The sequence below is a fragment of the Bacteroidota bacterium genome (assembly GCA_039111535.1).
Classification (GTDB): Bacteria; Bacteroidota; Rhodothermia; order Rhodothermales; family JAHQVL01; genus JBCCIM01.
This window is the reverse complement of record JBCCIM010000127.1, coordinates 1-19806: the sequence shown is the minus strand read 5'-3', so window position 1 is coordinate 19806 and position 19806 is coordinate 1. Positions and strand designations below refer to the sequence as shown.

Sequence of the window (19806 nt, the reverse complement as noted above, 5' to 3'; positions counted from 1 at the left end):
GTACCGTTCGCTGCGTAGGTGTGGCTTGGGTTCTGAGACGTAGACGTTGCGCCATCACCAAAGGCCCAGTCCCATGAAACGATGGAGCCATCGCTGTCAGAACTGGTGTCTGTGAAGTCGGCAGTCAGCAGCGTTGTAGAAACTGTAAAGCCGGCCGTTGGCAATCCTGTAGCCGTGAAATCGAGTGCGGCCCAGAAGTCGGTATTAAACGTGCTCGTACCGCTATTATTTCCTGTGCCCGTTGTTGAACAACCGCCATGTGAGTGTACACCCACGGCAAGTCCTGTTGCTTCATCGATAACGGGGCTACCAGAGTTACCACCAGTCGTATCAGTCTGGTAACGCATCGTGGTGCCAGAAGAAGCAGCGTTTGGCCCAACATGGGTTTGCTGCGACTGGTTCTCATCGCCCGTATCTACACCAAAACCCGTAATCCGGATTTCTGCCGGCCCGAGGTCCTGCGCCAGATTAAAAGACGCGCCCTGCGCAGCAATTGGCTGCAACCCTGTTTCCGTGTTATTAAACACTGTAAAAACTGCCCAGTCATTGCCTACACCGCCGTTGGCAGAAGCCGTGATTGTATCAAAAGCATACTGGTCTTCCGGACCAGGATGCTGGAGCGTACCATCAGACAAGGAGTTGGGTACGTTGAATTCGAATACGTCGAGCAAGCTTGTCGAAGCAACGCAGTGGCCCGCGGTGGCATATTTGCCATTTGAAATCGTCCAACCCGTACAACCGATATCGATGATACGGCCAACTTTAGGGTCAGAAGAAAACACGCGGTCATCAACCGGACCACACTGCGAGAGCGGCGTTGGGCCGGCGGATCCGGGCTTACCGTAATCCCCCACCATCACTTCGGTCATAGAAACAAATACATTGGCATCTCCAGGTGCGGCAAAAAGCTCTACTTTAACCGCATCGCCGTTGAAATAGGCGGACGTGTTTTGCCATTGATCGAGCGTCTCAGCATTGAGATGCTGCACGGCTCCGTCTTTAAGCGACGTCAACACCATGTAGCTCGCATTGCCAAGATTGGCATCGGTGAACATCAGACGCAGCCAGGGTGCATTGGAAACACGGACGGTTTCAGAAAACACAGCATCGGAAGCCGGCCCCTGGATACTATGAACCCCGGACGCCAGAGAATATGGGGAGATATGCTTCGGCACCGGCGCGGTTTGCGCGTTTGCCGGCTGTACGCTCCAGGTACAGCAAACAAGGAGGAGCAATAGTAAAAATGCTTTTTTCATAGACAGATCCTCTTTCTTAACGGAATGGTTAACGCATAATCCGACTAAGATAGGCCGTCTACAATAAAAGTAAAGGCGCGTTACACGCAGCTTTCTGCAAAGCAGTAGTCCATTTCTCCTGAGCCACGCTGCAAGATCTGGTTAGCAACTATTATCTGCTGCTCCAAACTCCGCTTTCAACCACTTCTTCAACCTGGCGCTGTATCAACTGTACCTGTGACGCCGGCAAATTGCTAAGCTGCGTTTGTTTATCGGCCAGCCTGCCGCCACGCAGGATCTCATACCCATACAGTGCGCCAGGCAAAGGTTTTTCAGCATGGCCAAACAGCGTTGTTGCCAACGTGCTTGCGGCCAGATACGACCCGCTTAATGAAGGATGGGAGCCATCCTCCGTGTAAAGTTCTAGCGCTGCATCGTCCCGTAACCTATCCCACACAAGGCCTACCGGCGCGAGGATTGCCTCCAGTTCCGAGGCCATGTGGGTGTAAGCATTTGTGAGATAGACTTGTTCTTCCTTTAACTCCTTGCGCGACCAGGTCATATACAACACTGTTTTTGCACCGCTTGCTTTGATTAGCTCATTAAACATCCGCGCGTATCGATAAAAAAGCGCCGGGCTCTCTGGGTCAGATAACGTTTGCGCGCCAAGCCGGCTCTGCTCTTGCAGTACCACATAATCCCAATTGCCAGATTCCAAAGCTTCCTGGACCAACCCCACTTCCCAGTGCTTCTCTAACGTGGCACCGCCACCGCCCAGAAATTGGGTCTCCACTTTATGTCCTTCCGGCAGCGTGTGCTCCGCCATGGCCGCAAAAAGCTGCGGCATGCTGTGGTAGTACGTATAGCTATTACCAACAAACAACACGCGGTGTACCTGCTGCTGGGCATACACGTTTTGTGTATGCCACAGTCCAAGCAGAAAAACGAAAGCAAGAATATTGGGACGTAATTTCATGGTCTACATATAAATCAGGCTGCCACCTGAATCAGGCGTCGTTGCCGAAGACGGAGCACAAACCAGCAAAGGGTCGATACAATAAATACGGCTATTCCGAATAACAGGGCAACCAGTGAAACCGCGTAGCCACCGGCAAACATAGCTGGGTTCATCTGTCCATAGATAAGTAACCCGCTGTGCAGGCCAGCATAATGAGAAAACGCACCAATCGCCACAACCAGCATCGCCACAATCATAATCTGGTTGATGTCAGCTGATTTGACAGGGTTAGACCCAAACAACTGAATGCTGTAACGCGCTACCAGCGCGAGGTTTGCCAGGGTGAGTAACACCATCAATGGCCCCCAGGTACCCATTTGGCCGATAAAATTGAACATGCCTTAGCCTCTTTTCCATTTCGATTGAATCACATCTCTTCCGAAATGTGTGATTGGACCCACAGCATCATCGCAAGATTGGTTTCTAACTTACGCTATCGATATGCCCTACGCTGGAAAGATAGGCAGGCTGCTGCTATCCAATCCGATATGCTTTCTATCGTCGGCCAGCAAACAAAAACTGAAGACGAACTGCACTGAAATCACAGCTCAAACTGGATCCACAACGGTCTGTGATCAGAAATGTAGTACTTGGCGCAGGTACGCCAATACCCTGGCGCATCCCGGCTGTAGATCTCCGAGAAAATCACGCCATCAAAATCAAATACCCCAACTTGTTCGATGCGCGATAACAAACCCGGTGTCACTGCAATCTGGTCATAGTCAGCAGTATTTGATACGTTGGTCGGAATGCGGGTTGTGTGCGGGGGTAACCTGAGTCCTCTCCGGGTTAATGCCTCGAATATGACGTCTCCTTCCGTTGCGCGTGGCAGGTTAAAGTCGCCAATTGCAAAAATATTCTTGGTCCATGCATTCTGGCTATCCCGACGCAAATCGCACCATCGCGCGATGGCGTAGGCTTCCAGTTGCCGGCGTTCTATCGAAGCCTGTCGGGCATCAGCCCCACGCGTTGAACCGTAAAGCAAATGACAATTGGCAAACAAAAGCCTGGTATCTTCTACAAAAAACGTAGCGATGTAGGGATTACGATTGAAGCCATCAAACGCTCGATCAATGCCGGGCAGCCGGATGTATTTCCGGTCGTTGTCGACAATAGCAACCTCCCCTATTTTAGGCCCGAGCGACACATGCCGGGTGTCGTAGAGATATGCAGCACGTTCGTTGTTGCCGGCCCTGTCGCTGAAAACCAGGTCGAAATAGTCGGGCAAAAACGCAAGCACTTGCTCGATGTCACCAAGGTTGTCGGCCACTTCCTGGATAGCAACAATTTCAAACCAGTTGATCATCGACGCAATCACCTGGAGGTCTTCTATTCTACGCCTGTGTTGCCCAAGGTTGGCTACGTTCCAGGAAGCAATGAGCACGCGGCCAGCCTGGCCTACTGCCGGGATGTGGCGATTTCGAGCCGGATCTTCGTGCACGCGATCACGATACGCGACAAGCCGATCTATTTCGATGGCCGGGTCATACGTGTATTCAGGATCGGGTGCTTTGAGGGAACGCATAAATAAATATTAGAAAGGTAAAAGCATATGAATCATAACGCCAGCAAAAACACGACCGATGCTCTATCAAAAGAGGTTCATGGGCATCTAACGGGTCATTGTTAAAGTCGTTAAATCATAATACATCCCGACAACGGCCTATGCTTTAGTTGCATCATTGCCTGCCTGTTTCAGAACTAAATTCCACATCAATACGTCTCGTGCTGTGGTCTGAAAGCTATGTATGTTTTCAGATAAGAAACGACACAGAGAGAAAAAGCCGGCACATAAATATCCCGCGAAATACGAGACAACAATACTGAACAAAAAAGCCGGGACACCCTACCAAAATGTCCCGGCTTAGTACTCTTAAGAAGTGCACACGTATTTATCCTTACCGTTTTGTTGGCCGACAGAATATCTGAGGCGTAAGAACATCTTTTAATGAAAAAAGGCAGACCGAGCTTGGTCTGCCTTTCCCATTCAAGTCATTGCCGGTAATATCAATCCAAATCAACCGCCCGGTACGCGCTGATCAGCTTCTCTTCGCCTTCCTGCCCTGCATGGAAATTACCGTGCTCCATACCAAGTATGCCATCAAACCCTTTCTCGTGGATGTGCTTGAAGACATTCTTATAGTTGATCTCTCCCGTAGTGGGCTCTTTACGGCCCGGATTGTCGCCAATCTGGAAGTAGGCAATTTCGTCGTAAGCTGCGTCGATATTCGGAATCAGATTGCCTTCCTGGATTTGCTGGTGGTACAGATCATCGAGAATTTTACACGCCGGACTATCAACCGCTTTACAGACGGTATATGCCTGGGAAATTTTGGTCAGAAATAGGCCCGGATGATTGTAAAAGTTGAGCGGCTCAAGGACCATCACCATCCCATGCGGCTCAAACAACTCGCTTGCGCGCTTGAGTGCTTCGACAACATTGGCTGTCTGGTAGCCCATGTCCATCCGCATATCAACATGACCAGGTACAACGGTCATCCATTTTGCGTTCACACGCTTGGCCACTTCAACAGACGCTTTGATTTCCTCGATAAACTTATCGTGGGTCTCTTTATTGACCAGGCCTGGTTCGCGCCAATTGATCGATGTAGCAACAAAAACCCCCATTTCCATCCCGAGGTCTGCCATTGTCGATGCAATCGCTTCTTGCGTCTCGACAGGCCGGCCTTTCATTCCGTTGTCTTCCAAAGCGCGAAACCCTCGCTCATGCATAAACTTGAGCTGGTCAATTACATTGGCGCCCGCGCTATTTTTGAACATGCCAAAGTGCGGGGCAAACTTCAACTTGAATGCAGCATCCGAATTTGAGGGCGCGGCGGCTGTGGCTGTACTGATTCCTGCGGTCGTGCCGGCAAGGGCTACACCAGCAGCCATGCCGTTTTTCATAAAGTTGCGTCTATCCATGATGGGTAATGGGCTAGGATGAAAGCAACACGCCGGATTATCGTGCAGATATCCGGCGCGTAACATTCATCAGTTGAATTAAAGTACCTTGGTTTTGCCTGGTACGGCAACAGGATAGTACCCGTATTCGTCCGGCATGACTGGTGGATTGGCATCCCATGCAAACTCTTTAGGCATCAAGCTCAAATCAGATTTTATCGCTTCATCCCAGGTGATAACCTGACCCGAATACGTTGCCATACGGCCCAGAATTGAGCTCATGGTCGCTTCAGCACCACCCTTTGCATCAGCAAACTTGTACTCGCCGGCACTAATCGCCGCGAACAGTTTGTCGTGCTCAACCTGGTATGGGTTTTTGTCGTTTGAATCGTCGTGCTCCCAGATGGTATAACCGCTGGCGGTTTTCAAGACGCCTGGTTTTGGCGCATAGCCATTTGTGCCTTGCAAGGATTCGGTAACCCGGTTCTCGCATCCTTCTATATGCCGGCACTGACTGAACATCCGCGAGCCATCTGCATACTCAAACTCTACAAAATGGTGGTCGAAAATCTCACCATGGTCTTTGCCATTGCGCACCTGCCGGCCGCCCATGCCATGAGCACGCACCGGATGCGCCTGCTTGGCCCAGTTTGACACATCAATGTTGTGGATGTGTTGCTCTGTAATGTGGTCGCCACACAGCCAGTTGAAGTAATACCAGTTGCGCATCTGGTATTCCATCTCGGTCATACCCGGCTTTCTAGGTCGTACCCAAACGCCTGCACTATTCCAGTACACGTGGGACGTCACAACATCACCAATTGCGCCGGCGTGGATGCGCTTCATCCATTCCGTGTATACTTTCTGATAATGACGCTGTAGCCCTACTACAACGTTGAGTTTCTTCGCTTTGGCCTTCTCAGCTGTTGCCAAGACGCTGCGTACCCCGGGTGCGTCCGTTGCAACAGGCTTCTCCATAAAGACGTGCTTGTCAGCCTCAATCGCTGCCTCAAAGTGCATCGGCCGGAAACCCGGAGGTGTTGTTAAAATCACCACATCAGATGCAGCGATGACGTCTTTATACGCATCAAAACCAACAAATTGGCGCTCTTCAGGCACGTCAATGCGGGGATCATCCTGCATCTCTTTTTTGATATTTGTCAGGCTCTGGTCGAGACGATCTTTGAACGCTTCTCCCATGGCAACAAGCTTCACGTTATCGCTGGCGCGGAGTGCCTGTACAGCTGCGCCGGTACCCCGTCCGCCGCAACCAATAACACCAACACGGATGGTATCTGCGCCGCCGGCAAAGGCGAAGTTACTCGATGCCACCAATCCAGCTGTTGCTGCTGCAGACGACTGTACAAACTGCCGGCGCGTGAGGGGGAAAATCTGCTTAGATGATTTTTTGTCCATGATTTTGAATACCTCGTTTATGTAATCAGCTCCTTATTTCATGTTTAGGGTTGCCGCACAATTCGGAATCCAACGTGGTAGCCGTCGGATAACCACCATTTGCTTTTCGGTATTTGCGGGTCTGTTTCGTTCCATTTCCAATGCTGTTTTGCACGGGCAAATACGCTAACCTTTTCCGCTGCATCTTTAAATGAACCACCGCGGGTCACGGGTTTGCCGTCGTGGCCGGTCACCCACTCCCGAACATTGCCGAGCATATCATAAATGCCGGCGCCATTTGGAGCTTTCGATGCAACTGCTTGCGTTTGGTCTTCTGCGTTCTCCCGAACCCAGGCATAGCCATCCAATTCGTCCTCATTCATTGACATAGCTTCCGACGCTCCACCCTGAGCGGCCAGCTGCCATTCCGCATCTGTAGCAAGCCGATAGGTTTTTCCTGTTTTTTCGGACAACCATTCGGTAAATTTCTCAGCAGCATGGTAGGTTACACAAATTGCAGCATAACCCTGGTGACCGTAGCCATAATCAGGAGACTGGTAGGGCCGACTCGGACGGGTAACAGCATCTGCGTTTTTCAATCGTTCGCTTTCTTCCAAATCGAGCTGGTAAGCAAAGATATCGTACAGGTCCCAGGTGACTTCGGTGCTGCTAATCCAGAACGCCGCCACATCAACCGTTTCGGTTGTCTCTCCCAGTTGCAGTGTCACAGCCTGCCCGCTAACCGGTACCATGTCAAAAGAAACGAGGTGGTCAGGTAGCGTTTCTGTAAAAGCAGAAAGTGTATCTTCATAAACTGTGCGATCTCCGTGATCAGCCGGCGTATCTGCTCCCAGGAGGATCAGTCCCCCGGTAACAAGCACGGCCCACAGTAACATGTCATTTATTTTCAAAAAACCAGCTATGCCGGTGCGCTTCGTGTACATATCCAGGTCTCTGGTACTACTTTTTTTATTGATGGTAGTGCTGGTAAATAGTGGATGCCAGCAGCATGCTGACAACAAGCAAGAAAATAGCACCGTAGAATCAGCATTTTACCAGTATACTCAACTCCATTTAGGGGTACAAGTCAGAATTGCACTCTATGCTGAAAAAGAAGAAAACGCTGAAGTAGCCGCAAAAGCCTCGTTTGCACGCATAGCTGCACTGGAAGATATATTCAGTAACTATCGCCCGAAGAGTGAGCTAAGTGCTTTATCCACAGAGGCTTACCGCAAGTATATTAAGGTGTCAGATGAGCTTTTCTTCCTTCTAGAAACCAGCCAGGCTTTTGCTGCAGCAACAGATGGTGCGTTTGATATCACCCTTGGCCCCATGGCTGCACTCTGGAAACAAGCCCGCAAGGATACCCTTTTGCCCGACCTCGAGGCACTTGCTGCAGCCCGCGAGAAATCTGGCTGGAAGTTGCTTGAATTGGATGTGGAAACCAAATCTGCACGATTGCGGCAAGCCGGCATGCAACTGGATGCCGGCGGAATTGCCAAAGGCTACATCCTGGACGAGGCCATGCAAACGCTGAATCAGCATGGCATCACCAGTGCTTTAATAGAAGCCGGCGGCGACCTCGTTGTCAGTGCCGCACCGCCGGGTAGGGCCGGCTGGACAATCGAAGTGCCCGGTGCCCCTGCAAATAGCCCAATACAGCAGCGCGCTACCACCCTCACCCATGCAGCCATCGCAACTTCAGGAGATACCGCACAATTTGTTGAAATTAACGGCATCCGCTATGCCCATATTATCAACCCCAAAACCGGACTGGGCAACACCTCCGGCACGGTGGCAACCGTGATTGCCCCAAACGGCATCACTGCTGATAAGTTTGCTACTGCGCTGACCGTAATAACGGCTGAAGCAGCCACTGCGCTTTTACGGCAAAATCCTACCATTTTCGCCCTTATTCAATAGCATACAGCGCCATCATGAAACGGCCTTTCTATGGCTGCCAGCATTTGCATTTCCCTGTTTCAGGCAGTAGTTTGAAAAGGTTTTCATTCATACATGAATAACATCACCCACCTTATATGCAGCGCCCAGTGACCATCCGTGATGTTGCACGCCGGGCGGAGGTATCTATTGCCACCGTATCCCGCGTGCTGAATGCACCAGGTAAAGTTCGCGAGCATAAACGCAAGCGGGTTGAAGAAGCGATCCAGGCCCTTGGCTTCCGTCCCAATCAGATGGCCCGTGGCCTGCTGAATAAAGAAACAGGAGGCCTGGGCATCATTTTGCCTTACGTCGGCGGCGAGTTCTTTTCAGAATTTCTGACGTGTATCGACAAAGCGGCGCAAGAAAGCGGCTTTTTCTTGATGATTTCCACCAGCCATCGCAACACCGAAGCGATGGAGCTCGTGCTGCACAACATGCGCTCACGCGTAGACGGCATCATGATCATGGCCTCAGATGGCAAGCCTAAAATGCTACAGAGCCTGGTAGGCGGACCGGGGCCCGTCATTTTTGTAAACTCCAATGCTGCCGGCCTCGGGCTCGAAACAATCAACTTTGATAACTTTATGGGTGCTTTTCTGGCAACGGAGCACCTGATCGAACTCGGGCACAAGCGGATCGCCATGCTTAAAGGACCGGAAGCGTCTTTTGATGCAACAGAACGTCTCAGAGGATACCGCGAAGCACTGCGCAAGCACAACCTAAAGCATAATCCCTGTTGGGAGCTGCCTGGCGACTTCACCCCGGAAGCCGGCAATATTGCCGCCCACAAATTGGTGACTCTTGAACCGAGACCCACTGCTGTCTTTGGCGCCAACGACCAGAGTACCATTGTTTTAATGAGTGTCCTCAGATCGCTCGGCCTTCAAATACCGCAGCAAATGTCTATTGTGGGCTTTGATGACATTCCTGCAGCACGTTATGCTACCCCACCGCTTACATCTGTCCGCGTTCCTGTAGGCGACATTGGCAAACTGGCCATTAGCCGGCTCATCCAGGCTGTACGCAAAAAAGCAGGTGAACCAGAAACGCATGTACTCCCGGTTGAATTGATCATCCGGGCATCTACCACCCAGTGCAATTAGCCACCGCTCCTTGTGCTTATTCGACCCATTAAATTGGTAAAACACTATGTCTAATCGGCATTATATCATCAAAACGGCGCTCATCGTTGCCCTCGGGGGATTCCTGATGGGCTTTGATGCTTCGGTAATTTCCGGCGTTGTCGGATTTATCGAAACACAATTTGACCTGAGCAAAATTGAGCTCGGTTGGGCTGTAAGTTCACTTACCCTCACCGCTACGCTCGCCATGATGCTTGCCGGTCCGCTGAGCGACCGTTATGGCCGCAAGAAAATCCTGTTTGTTGCTGCCATCTTGTATGCGATATCAGCGATAGCCTCCGCTTTTGCACCCAATTTCTGGTCGCTGGTTGTGGCCCGCATGATAGGCGGATTTGGTGTTGGTGCTTCCCTCATTATTGCACCCATGTACATCGCGGAGATTTCGCCGCCCAAAATGCGTGGGCAAATGGTTTCTTTTAACCAGCTGAATATTGTAATCGGTATTTCAGTTGCGTTTTTCACCAATTACATGATCCTTCAGTTGGGGCAGTCTGATGCTTCCTGGGCGCAGTCCTTGCAGTTTGGTGAGCACAACTGGCGCTGGATGCTTGGTCTCGAAACGCTGCCGGCAATCCTGTATTTCGTATGCCTCTTCTTTGTGCCAAATAGTCCAAGGTGGTTGATTATGCAAGGCCGTGAAGACGAAGCACTGCCTATCATGGCCAGGGCCAACGGCGAAGAAGAAGCGCAGCGTGAAATGGCTGAGATCAAACTTAGCATCAAAGCAGACCAGCAAAAAGAGCGCGTACCGCTTACGGAGCTGTTTGCCCCCGCCATGCGTCTCGTGTTACTCATTGGTGTTGTTGTAGCCATTCTACAGCAAATTACGGGGATCAACTCCGTTTTCTTTTACGCACCTATGATCTTTGAGCAATCGGGTATCGGAACGGATGCCTCGTTTGTCCAAGCGATTCTCGTTGGCATCATCAACCTGGTGTTCACGTTGCTTGCCATGGCGTTGATCGACCGACTAGGCAGAAAGCCGCTCCTCGTTTTTGGCCTTTCGGGTATCGTGTTATCTATGGCACTATTGGCATTTGGATTCCACAGTGCCACCTACACGCTGGACAACAATTCGATTGCTGCGCTCCCTGATGGCGTCCCGACGGAGCAGTTAACACCACTGGCGGGACAGACATTCCAGGGTGACCTGGCGTACAAAACTGCGCTCGACGATGCGCTTGGCGAAGACCTTGCCGGCGAACACGAATCAGCATTGATCACAGCTGCAATAAGCATGAATCCAATGCTCATCCTCCTTGGCATCCTCGGATTTGTGGCTTGTTTTGCCATTTCGCTTGGTCCAGTGATGTGGGTATTGTTTTCCGAGCTATTCCCAAACAAAATACGCGGCCTTGCCATCTCCTTTGTTGGCCTGATCAACTCGGCAATCAGTTTTATCGTGCAGTTTGTCTTCCCCTGGGAGCTGGAGAATCTGGGTAGCGCCATGACCTTCCTGATTTATGGTGTCTTTGCAGCGCTTGGCCTGGTCTTCGTAATCATGGTGTTGCCAGAAACAAAAGGCAAATCGCTCGAAGAACTGGAAGAGATTCTTGTCAACAACAAAGTTGAAGCTTAACCCCTACCCAAATTTATCATGAAACGTAAGTCTACTTACCTGATTGCAGCTTTTGCGTACCTGGCTGTGTGCCTCTCGGGATGCCAGTCTGCTGACAACAGTGCGTCCAAAGCAACGGCTGACAACATTCCGGTGCATGTTGAAATACAGGAGTCTGATGAAGGTTATCAGCTCTATATCAACAAAGAGCCTTTTTACATCAAAGGCGCCGGCCTCGAGTTTGGCAGTATCGAAGAACTTGCGGCAAATGGTGCCAACTCCTTCCGCACATGGCGCACAGACAACGGCCGTGATTCAGGCCAGGAAGTGCTCGATCGTGCACATGAAAACGGCTTGATGGTCACCATGGGACTGGAGATTGCCCGAGAACGCGAAGGCACCGGCCGTGGGTATTTTGATTTTGATTATAACGACGAAGTTGCCGTCGCAGAACAACTTGAACGGGTGCGTGCTGAGGTTATGCAGTACAAGGACCACCCTGCCCTGATGATCTGGAGCATTGGCAATGAGTTGAATCATGGTGCCACCAACCCCAAAGTGTGGGATGCAGTGAATGAGATTTCGGAGATGATCCATGAAATCGACCCGCACCACCTTACAACAACCACGCTGGCCGGCATCAATCCAAACCTCGCTGCTGAAGTCAAAGCCCGGGCGCCCGACCTTGATCTGGTTAGTATCCAGATGTACGCCGACATCATCAACCTGCCAACTTACTTGGCAGAAATGGGCTGGGAAGGCCCGTACATGGTCACCGAATGGGGGGCAACCGGCCACTGGGAAGTCAACAAAACACCCTGGGATGCTCCAATCGAAACACACAGTTCTACAAAAGCTGATTTGTACATGGAACGGTACAATGTCGCCATCGAAAGCCAAAAAGAATTGTGTGTCGGTTCCTATGTCTTCCTGTGGGGTCAAAAACAGGAGCGCACCCCAACCTGGTATGGCATGTTTTTACCGACCGGAGAAAAGACAGAAGCTGTTGACGTCATGCACTACGCATGGAAAGGTGAATGGCCTGAAAACCGCTCTCCTCGCCTCGAATCAGCGACACTGGATGGCAAGACCGCGTATGATGGGGTGTATCTGGATGCCGGCGAGGCTTATGAGGCCGCTGTACAATCCACCGATCCAGATAATGATGCGTTGACCTATGTGTGGGAAATCAGGGCAGAAAGCCAGGCGCAAAGCGAAGGCGGTGACGACGAATACGTACCAGAACTTTACAACGGCCTGATTGACGATCCGTCTGCTGCCACGGTGTCCGTTACCGCACCAACTGCACCGGGTGCATACAGGTTATTTATCTATATCTACGACGGACAGGGGCATGCGGCACACGCCAACATTCCCTTTTATGTAAATGCCTAAGGTACGTGGACAATTGGTAAGGACAGAGGTATGGATGTTCATGTTGATTGTCTAAGCGCCTGAAGAGAACGAAGCTGTTTGAACATGACATCAACTATTTATATAGGTACCTCCCCGGGCAGGGATTCGGAGACCCGTGTTGCAGGGCAATTTGTTGAGATCGACGGTGAGATGTACTACCAGATCCAGCATTACGATCAGATGCCGCCGTTTTTTATGTCGATCGTGAGCGACTCGGATCATTGGATGTTTGTCTCTAGCCTCGGCAGCCTTACAGCCGGCCGGCAGAACCCGGATCATGCCCTGTTCCCCTACTACACGGTTGATCGTATCCATGATGGCGCAGATCAAACAGGGAGCAAAACCCTGTTGCTGATCAAGCGAGCAGGTAAAACGCACCTATGGGAGCCTTTCTCCCGACGATACCAGGGTGTTTACAACTGTACCAGCAGCCTGTATAAAAGCGTTTATGGCGACAAAATCCGATTTGAAGCCACCAACGAAGATCTGGGTGTACGCTTTACCTACACCTGGTGCACAGGCGAACAGTTTGGCTTTATCAAACATAGCCAGATTACATGTACCGGAGATACGCCTGTGACAGTTGAGGTACTGGACGGCATTCAGAACTTGCTGCATTGTGGTATCGAACTGGGCATGCAAACGGAGCGTAGCAACTTGCTTGATGCCTACAAAAAAAGCGAACTGGATGGCTCCACCGGGCTAGGCATCTTTGCCCTCAGTTCGCTGGTAGTCGACAAGCCTATTCCCAGTGAATCGCTTAACGCAACCACCGTGTGGTGCGCCGGCCTCAAACCGGAGGCCCACCTGGTATCCATGCGACAACTGGATGCCTTCAGGCGAGGCAAAGCTGTGAGCACAGAACGCGACATCCGTGCAGCACGCGGCGGCTATTTTGTTCAGACCAATTTATCCCTCCAACCTGGTGCAAACGCGCAATGGTACATCGTGGCAGAAATCAACCAGGGCCCCGAACAGGTAGCTGCCCTGATCGACTTACTGGCTACGGGCAATGACCTTCGCACCGACATCGAGGCAGACGTTGCTGACGGCACTACACAACTCAAACGGCTCGTCGCAAGCGCAGATGGCATGCAGTCGACAGCCGACCTGATGACAACCACGCGGCATTACGCAAATGTGTTGTTTAACATCATGCGCGGTGGCGTATTCGACAAAAATCTCTGGATTTCGCGTGCAGACCTCATAGACACCATCGCCCGCTTCAACCGCCCCGTACATGAGCGGCATCAAGCCTTCTTTGATGCGCTACCGGCAGAGGTATCCGTAACCGCCCTGCTCGCGCGCGCGGCTGATCAACCCGACCGACAGCTTGAGCGGCTATGTTTTGAGTACCTGCCCCTCATTTTCAGCCGGCGGCACGGCGACCCGAGCCGGCCCTGGAACAGGTTCTCTATCGACCTGCGCCACGCTGACGGATCAACCAGACGCAGCTACCAGGGCAACTGGCGGGACATCTTCCAAAACTGGGAAGCCCTCTGCCTCTCCTACCCTGCGTTTACCGAAAGCATCATCAGCAAATTTGTAAACGCCTCCACAGTAGACGGCTACAACCCCTACCGGATCACGCAGGATGGCATCGACTGGGAAATCATGGATCCCCACGACCCGTGGTCGTACATCGGGTATTGGGGAGACCACCAGATTATCTACCTGTTGAAATTGCTCGAGATATCTCGCGCGCACCATCCGAACGAACTCGCACAATTGCTGACACGCGACGTGTTTGCGTATGCCAATGTGCCTTACCGTATCAAAGGTTACGCAGATCTTCTTGAAGATCCGCACAATACCATTTTGTATGACGAAGCGGAAGAGGCACGGATTGCGCAACGGGTTGCAAAACTTGGGGCAGATGGCAAGTTGGTTTTACAGGCTGATGGCCAGGTCTACCAGGTTAACCTTACCGAGAAGCTGCTGGTTACCGTCTTAACCAAGCTGTCCAATTTCATACCGGGTGCCGGCATTTGGCTGAACACGCAGCGGCCGGAATGGAATGATGCAAACAATGCGCTGGTCGGGTATGGCGTATCGATGGTCACGTTGTGCTACTTGCGCCGCTTCAACAGTTTTGCGGCAGCGCTGTTTGATGCACTGGGCGAGACAGACATTCAACTGTCAGAGGAAGTCGCAACTCTATGGTCACGCATTGCCGGCATCCTCGACAAAAATCTCGACCTGCTCCAGGGCGTGCTAACCAATCAGGAGCGAAAGCAAATCCTCGACGCCCTTGGGAGAGCCGGCAGCACGTACCGCGCTTCGGTTTATCAAGATGGTTTTTCTGGCAGGAAAGAAACGGTCTCTGCCAAAAAAATCAGTGCTTTCTTCGAGCAAACCCTCGCTTACATCGACCATACCCTTTGGGCCAACCAGCGATCGGACAAACTATTTCATGCCTACAACTTGATGCAGGTGCAAGAAGATGGCGTTGCTGTATCTCACCTGTATGAAATGCTGGAAGGTCAGGTAGCCGTGCTGAGTGCCGGGTTACTATCCGGACAGCAAGTGGTTGAAGTTCTTGCAGCGTTGAAAGCAAGCGCCCTCTACCGGGAAGATCAAAACAGCTACATCCTCTACCCCGACAGGTCGTTGCCTCGATTTACCGAGAAGAACCTGATCCCAACGGAGGTTATTCAGCGTTCTCCCCTGCTTCGCAAACTCACCGCTGAGAACAACACGGCGCTGGTTATTCAGGATAGCCAAAAGAACTACCGCTTCAACGGACAGATGCGCGACCGCGATGCCGTTGCAGCCACGCTGGAGGCGCTGGCCTCCGCAGGCTATGGGCAAGAAGTTGCCGACGAAAAGCAGGACATCTTGGACGTCTACGCAACAGTTTTCAACCACAAAGAATACACCGGCCGCTCGGGAAATTTCTTTGGGTATGAGGGACTGGGCAGTATTTACTGGCACATGGTATCAAAGCTCGTGCTGGCCATCAATGAAGCCTATTTCACGCTTGTTGCAGCCGGCGAAGACATAGCGACGCTGGGCAAAATTGTCGAGTATTATTATGACATCCGGGCCGGCATTGGCCTCAACAAGCCGCCCAATGTCTACGGCGCTTTCCCGTTTGATCCGTACTCACACACCCCTGCACATGCCGGGGCGCGGCAACCCGGCATGACGGGACAGGTAAAAGAAGACATCATTTCTCGTTGGGGAGAACTGGGTGTGGTTGTGCAAAACGGTGCGCTCGAAATCCAACCTGTACTGTTGCGTGCGGAAGAGTTTCAGGGGGCGCCTGGCGCTTTCTCTTACGTTGACATCAACGGTGCGCAACAAACCATCTCCTTACCTGAAAACACGTTGGCTTTTACATACTGCCAGGTGCCGTTTATTTACCGCAAGGCAACAGCCGCAAAAATCACACTCGTTTATAAAGATGGACAACGAGCAGAGACGGAAGGGTTGTACCTGGATGCTACTTCTAGCAGTAAAATCCTGGACAGGTCGGGCAGTGTTGCCTGTGTTTACGTGGATCTGATGCCGGCGCTATAATCGCCAGGTATTCCAAATACATAACATTGCGAGGCAGGCGCTTTTCTCAAGCGTTTGCCAGCTGTGGACGCAGATTACGGAGTTTAACGCAGTTCACGCGACATCAGCACACCGTCATACTAAACTTGATTCGGGATCCAGAAATCTTTAAAAAGGGCAATTTTCCTAATCGTTCTCTGGATACCGAATCAAGTCGGCATGACGTGTAGGGGAAGAAGCCCGCCACAATCCTAAGCAGGAGCATCACAAGTCAATCCTCTCCCTACAAGTTATTCTTTTTCATCTCCTCTACGGCATAGTCAACTGCCCGCGCTGTAAGTGCCATGTAGGTTATCGAAGGGTTCTGGCAAGCAGAAGAAGCCATGGCAGAGCCATCCGTTACAAACAGGTTTGACACGTCGTGCGCCTGGTTGTGGGCATTGAGGACAGAGGTTTGGGGATCACGGCCCATGCGGGCAGTGCCCATTTCATGGATACAAAGCCCAGGCGCTGCGCCGATGCCCTGTTCGTCTTTGGTATCTTCGTACGCGTCGAAAATCTGCACATTGGTGGCGCCGGCAGCTTCCAGCATTTCAGCAGCCGTTTCCCCCATGTCTTTGCGCATGGCAAACTCGTTGTCACCCCATGTACAATTAATCCGCACCAACGGCATTCCCCACTGATCCACTTCATTGCTATCGAGCACCATGTAATTATCTTCGCGCGGCAACGCCTCACCCCAGGCACCAAGCCACCACGACCACGGGCCGGGATTGCGCAGTGATTCTTTAAAGGACTTGCCAAAGCCACGCATGCCGTTACCGCGCTGCCAGCTTGAGCGCCGGGCGCTGCCCTGGAAACCATAGCCACGAACAAAATCGGGATGCTTAGTTTCCGGACTGATGTTACGGAATCGCGGCACATACGCACCGTTGGGCCGATTGCCGTAGTAGTATTTGTCTTCAAAGCCCAGCATATCACCTGTAGCGCCTACAAGGAAGTGATGGTCCATCAGGTATTTGCCCAATGCCCCGCTCGAATTTGCGATACCATCCGGGAAGCGATTGGACTTGGAATTGAGCATCACCTGCGTACTGCCAATGGTTGAGGCACACATGAAAATGATTTTGCCTCTAAACTCAATCACCTCTTTGGTCTCAGCATCGATAACCCGCACGCCAAGAGCTTTATCCTGGTTTTCGTCGTAAATGACGGAATGTGCAATGCTGTGTGGCCTTAACGTAAGGTTGCCTGTTGCAAAGGCAGCCGGCAAAGTAACGGTGTTGCTGCTAAAGTAGGATGACGTTGAGCATCCTCTATGGCAAGGACCGCAATAATGGCAGGCAGCTCGCCCGTTGCGTGCCTCTGTGAGGATTGCCGCACGGCCAATGGTCATCGTACGACCGGGGAAATTCTGCTCGATCGCAGCGCGGGTATGTTTTTCGACTACGTTCAACTCCATCGGCTTCAAAAATTTGCCGTCTGGGAGCTGCGGCAACCCAAGGGCTTCGCCGCAGATGCCCACGTAGTCTTCAACATAGTCATACCATGGCGCAATGTCGTTGTAGCGGATTGGCCAATCGACACCGTGTCCGTCTACTTTATTTGCTGCAAAATCGATGTCACTCCAACGATAACACTGCCGGCCCCAGATCAGCGAACGGCCACCTACCTGATCCCCACGAAGCCATGTAAACGGCGCATCTTCGAGATATGGCTGGTCTTCGTCTTTGGCATAAAAGTGCGCAGACGTTTCGTTAAAGTTGCCTGGGTCGCGTGCCAGGACAGGGTTTTTCTCTCTCACCGCCCGTCCCATTGCACCACCTCTGAACGAAAACTGCCAGGGTGCCTTGTGCTCCGTGATGTAGTCGGTGCCATGTTCAATCGGCCGGCCCCTTTCGAGCACCAGCGTTTTGAGCCCTTTCTCACAAAGCTCTTTCGCTGCCCACCCTCCAGATACCCCGGAGCCTACTACAATGGCATCGTACTCTTCAGCTTCCTGTGCAATGTTGACGTTTTTAATCATTGTATTTGGGGGAGAAATATAACAATAGCCTAGAGGTTACCTTTTTTCATTTCGCCGGCAGCGTAGTCCACAGCCCGCGCTGTGAGCGCCATATAGGTGATGGATGGATTCTGGCAGGCAGAAGACGTCATACATGCACCATCTGTCACAAAGAGATTGGGTACGTCGTGGGCCTGATTCCAGCCATTGAGCACCGAAGTATTTGGGTCATCTCCCATGCGGGCAGTGCCCATTTCATGGATCCCAAGTCCTGGCACACCATATCCTTCTGTCATAAAGCGGTCGACAACGCTAACATCTTTCACGCCGGCTGCCAGCAGCATTTCTTCGGTGCCAGCCTCCATGTCTTTGCGCATCGCAAGTTCGTTTTCCTTCCATTCACAGTCGATATGCAGGAGCGGAATCCCCCATGCATCCGTCTGATCCGGATCGAGCCACACTCGGTTCGCGTAGTCAGGCAGGGTTTCGCCAAACACATTCAACGACAGCGCCCACGGCCCTGGGGTACGGAGTGATTCTTTGAATTCAGCGCCAAAGCCACGCTCGCCATATCCACGCCCCCAGTTACCCCGATGCACGCTGCCCTGAATGCCGTATCCACGCACATAATCATCGCGTTTGGTTGCTTCATCCAGGTTTCTGAAGCGCGGAATGTAGAAGCCATTCGGCCGGTTGCCATAGTGATATTTATCTTCCAGGCCTTCAATGCGTCCACGGCCAGATACCTGGTAATGGTGGTCCATCAGGTAATGGCCGAGCGCACCGCTGGAGTTGGCAATTCCATCCGGGAAGCTGGCAGATTTGGAATTCAACATAATCTGCGTTGATCCAAGGGTTGAGGCGCAAAGGAAAACCACGCTAGCTTCGTATTCTACCATTTCTTTGGTATGCGCATCAACAACCCGTACGCCTGTTGCACGACCTGTGGCCTCGTCGTAAATCACGCTGTGCACGTGGCTATCCGGGCGCAGTGTCATGTTTCCTGTAGCCACAGCCGCCGGCAGCGTAGCGCTCTGGCTGCTGAAGTAGGACCCCGTCGAGCACCCACGCTGGCATGGACCACAATAGTGGCAGGCCGCTCGTCCGTTGAGGGCTTCTGTAAGCACAGCAACACGACCAACAGTTAGCACACGCCCGGGGAAGGCAGACTCAATGCCCGCCTTCAACACTTGCTCACCAGCACTCAACGCCATTGGCTTCTGAAATACACTGTCGGGCAGATAGGGTAATCCAAGTGCTTCCCCGCTTATTCCTGCAAACGTCTCTACATAGTCGTACCACGGCGCAATGTCATCATATCCGATGGGCCAAGGGACACCGATGTCCTCTTTTGCATTGGCCTGAAAATCAAGGTCGCTCCAGCGGTAACACTGCCGGCCCCACATCAGCGAGCGGCCGCCGACATGGTTGCCGCGAATCCAGTGAAATGGTTTATCCTGGATGTACGGATTTTGGCGGTCGTTAATAAAAAAGTGTTTTGTGGTTTCATTAAACGCATAACACTCGCGTTGCACTTCATGCTCACTGCTTGCTTCTGCAGGAGCCACCTGACCACGCAATGGGTATTCCCAGGGCGGCTTATGCTCTGTGACGTAATCGGTACCATGCTCCACATTCCTGCCCCGCTCCAACACAAGGGTTTTCATACCCTTCTCGCACAATTCTTT

Annotated in this window: 14 protein-coding genes; 5 read left to right on the top strand and 9 right to left on the bottom strand. The window is 51.9% G+C overall.

The window, feature by feature from the left end:
• From AAF564_17700 to AAF564_17670, 7 genes are all read right to left on the bottom strand, one after another.
• On the bottom strand, positions 1-1256 hold a 1256-nt coding region (locus AAF564_17700), incomplete at its 3' end, for a PKD domain-containing protein (protein ID MEM8487392.1).
• A 151-nt stretch (positions 1257-1407) separates the two neighbouring features.
• A complete protein-coding gene (locus tag AAF564_17695; protein MEM8487391.1) occupies positions 1408-2211 on the bottom strand; it encodes an SGNH/GDSL hydrolase family protein in 804 nt (267 codons plus the stop codon).
• A gap of 14 nt (positions 2212-2225) precedes the next feature.
• Complete coding sequence (locus AAF564_17690) at positions 2226-2591, bottom strand: hypothetical protein (protein ID MEM8487390.1); 366 nt, start codon at positions 2589-2591, stop codon at positions 2226-2228.
• 203 nt (positions 2592-2794) lie between these two features.
• Entirely contained in the window at positions 2795-3778 is a 984-nt protein-coding gene (locus AAF564_17685) for an endonuclease/exonuclease/phosphatase family protein (protein MEM8487389.1), read from the bottom strand.
• 482 nt (positions 3779-4260) lie between these two features.
• Positions 4261-5178, bottom strand: a complete 918-nt coding sequence (locus tag AAF564_17680; GenBank protein MEM8487388.1) for a TIM barrel protein — start codon at positions 5176-5178, stop codon at positions 4261-4263.
• 78 nt (positions 5179-5256) lie between these two features.
• Positions 5257-6573 (bottom strand): Gfo/Idh/MocA family oxidoreductase, encoded by a 1317-nt coding sequence (locus AAF564_17675; protein MEM8487387.1) that lies wholly within the window; start codon positions 6571-6573, stop codon positions 5257-5259.
• A 44-nt stretch (positions 6574-6617) separates the two neighbouring features.
• Positions 6618-7496: an SUMF1/EgtB/PvdO family nonheme iron enzyme gene (locus AAF564_17670; protein ID MEM8487386.1), complete on the bottom strand. Its 879-nt coding sequence runs from the start codon at positions 7494-7496 to the stop codon at positions 6618-6620.
• A gap of 31 nt (positions 7497-7527) precedes the next feature.
• Between AAF564_17670 and AAF564_17665 the strand changes: the two genes are divergently transcribed.
• From AAF564_17665 to AAF564_17645, 5 genes are all read left to right on the top strand, one after another.
• Entirely contained in the window at positions 7528-8475 is a 948-nt protein-coding gene (locus AAF564_17665; GenBank protein ID MEM8487385.1) for an FAD:protein FMN transferase, read from the top strand.
• A 116-nt stretch (positions 8476-8591) separates the two neighbouring features.
• Complete coding sequence (locus AAF564_17660) at positions 8592-9599, top strand: LacI family DNA-binding transcriptional regulator (GenBank protein MEM8487384.1); 1008 nt, start codon at positions 8592-8594, stop codon at positions 9597-9599.
• 46 nt (positions 9600-9645) lie between these two features.
• Complete coding sequence (locus tag AAF564_17655) at positions 9646-11217, top strand: sugar porter family MFS transporter (GenBank protein ID MEM8487383.1); 1572 nt, start codon at positions 9646-9648, stop codon at positions 11215-11217.
• Positions 11218-11235: 18 nt separating this feature from the next.
• Entirely contained in the window at positions 11236-12591 is a 1356-nt protein-coding gene (locus AAF564_17650; GenBank protein MEM8487382.1) for a glycoside hydrolase family 2 TIM barrel-domain containing protein, read from the top strand.
• Between the two features lie 84 nt (positions 12592-12675).
• Entirely contained in the window at positions 12676-16134 is a 3459-nt protein-coding gene (locus AAF564_17645) for a hypothetical protein (GenBank protein ID MEM8487381.1), read from the top strand.
• Between the two features lie 262 nt (positions 16135-16396).
• Here AAF564_17645 and AAF564_17640 read toward each other — a convergent pair whose 3' ends face one another.
• Together AAF564_17640 and AAF564_17635 are read right to left on the bottom strand one after the other, a co-directional pair.
• Complete coding sequence (locus AAF564_17640; GenBank protein ID MEM8487380.1) at positions 16397-18139, bottom strand: GMC family oxidoreductase; 1743 nt, start codon at positions 18137-18139, stop codon at positions 16397-16399.
• Between the two features lie 29 nt (positions 18140-18168).
• The coding region (locus tag AAF564_17635; protein ID MEM8487379.1) for a GMC family oxidoreductase at positions 18169-19806 on the bottom strand (1638 nt) is incomplete at its 5' end.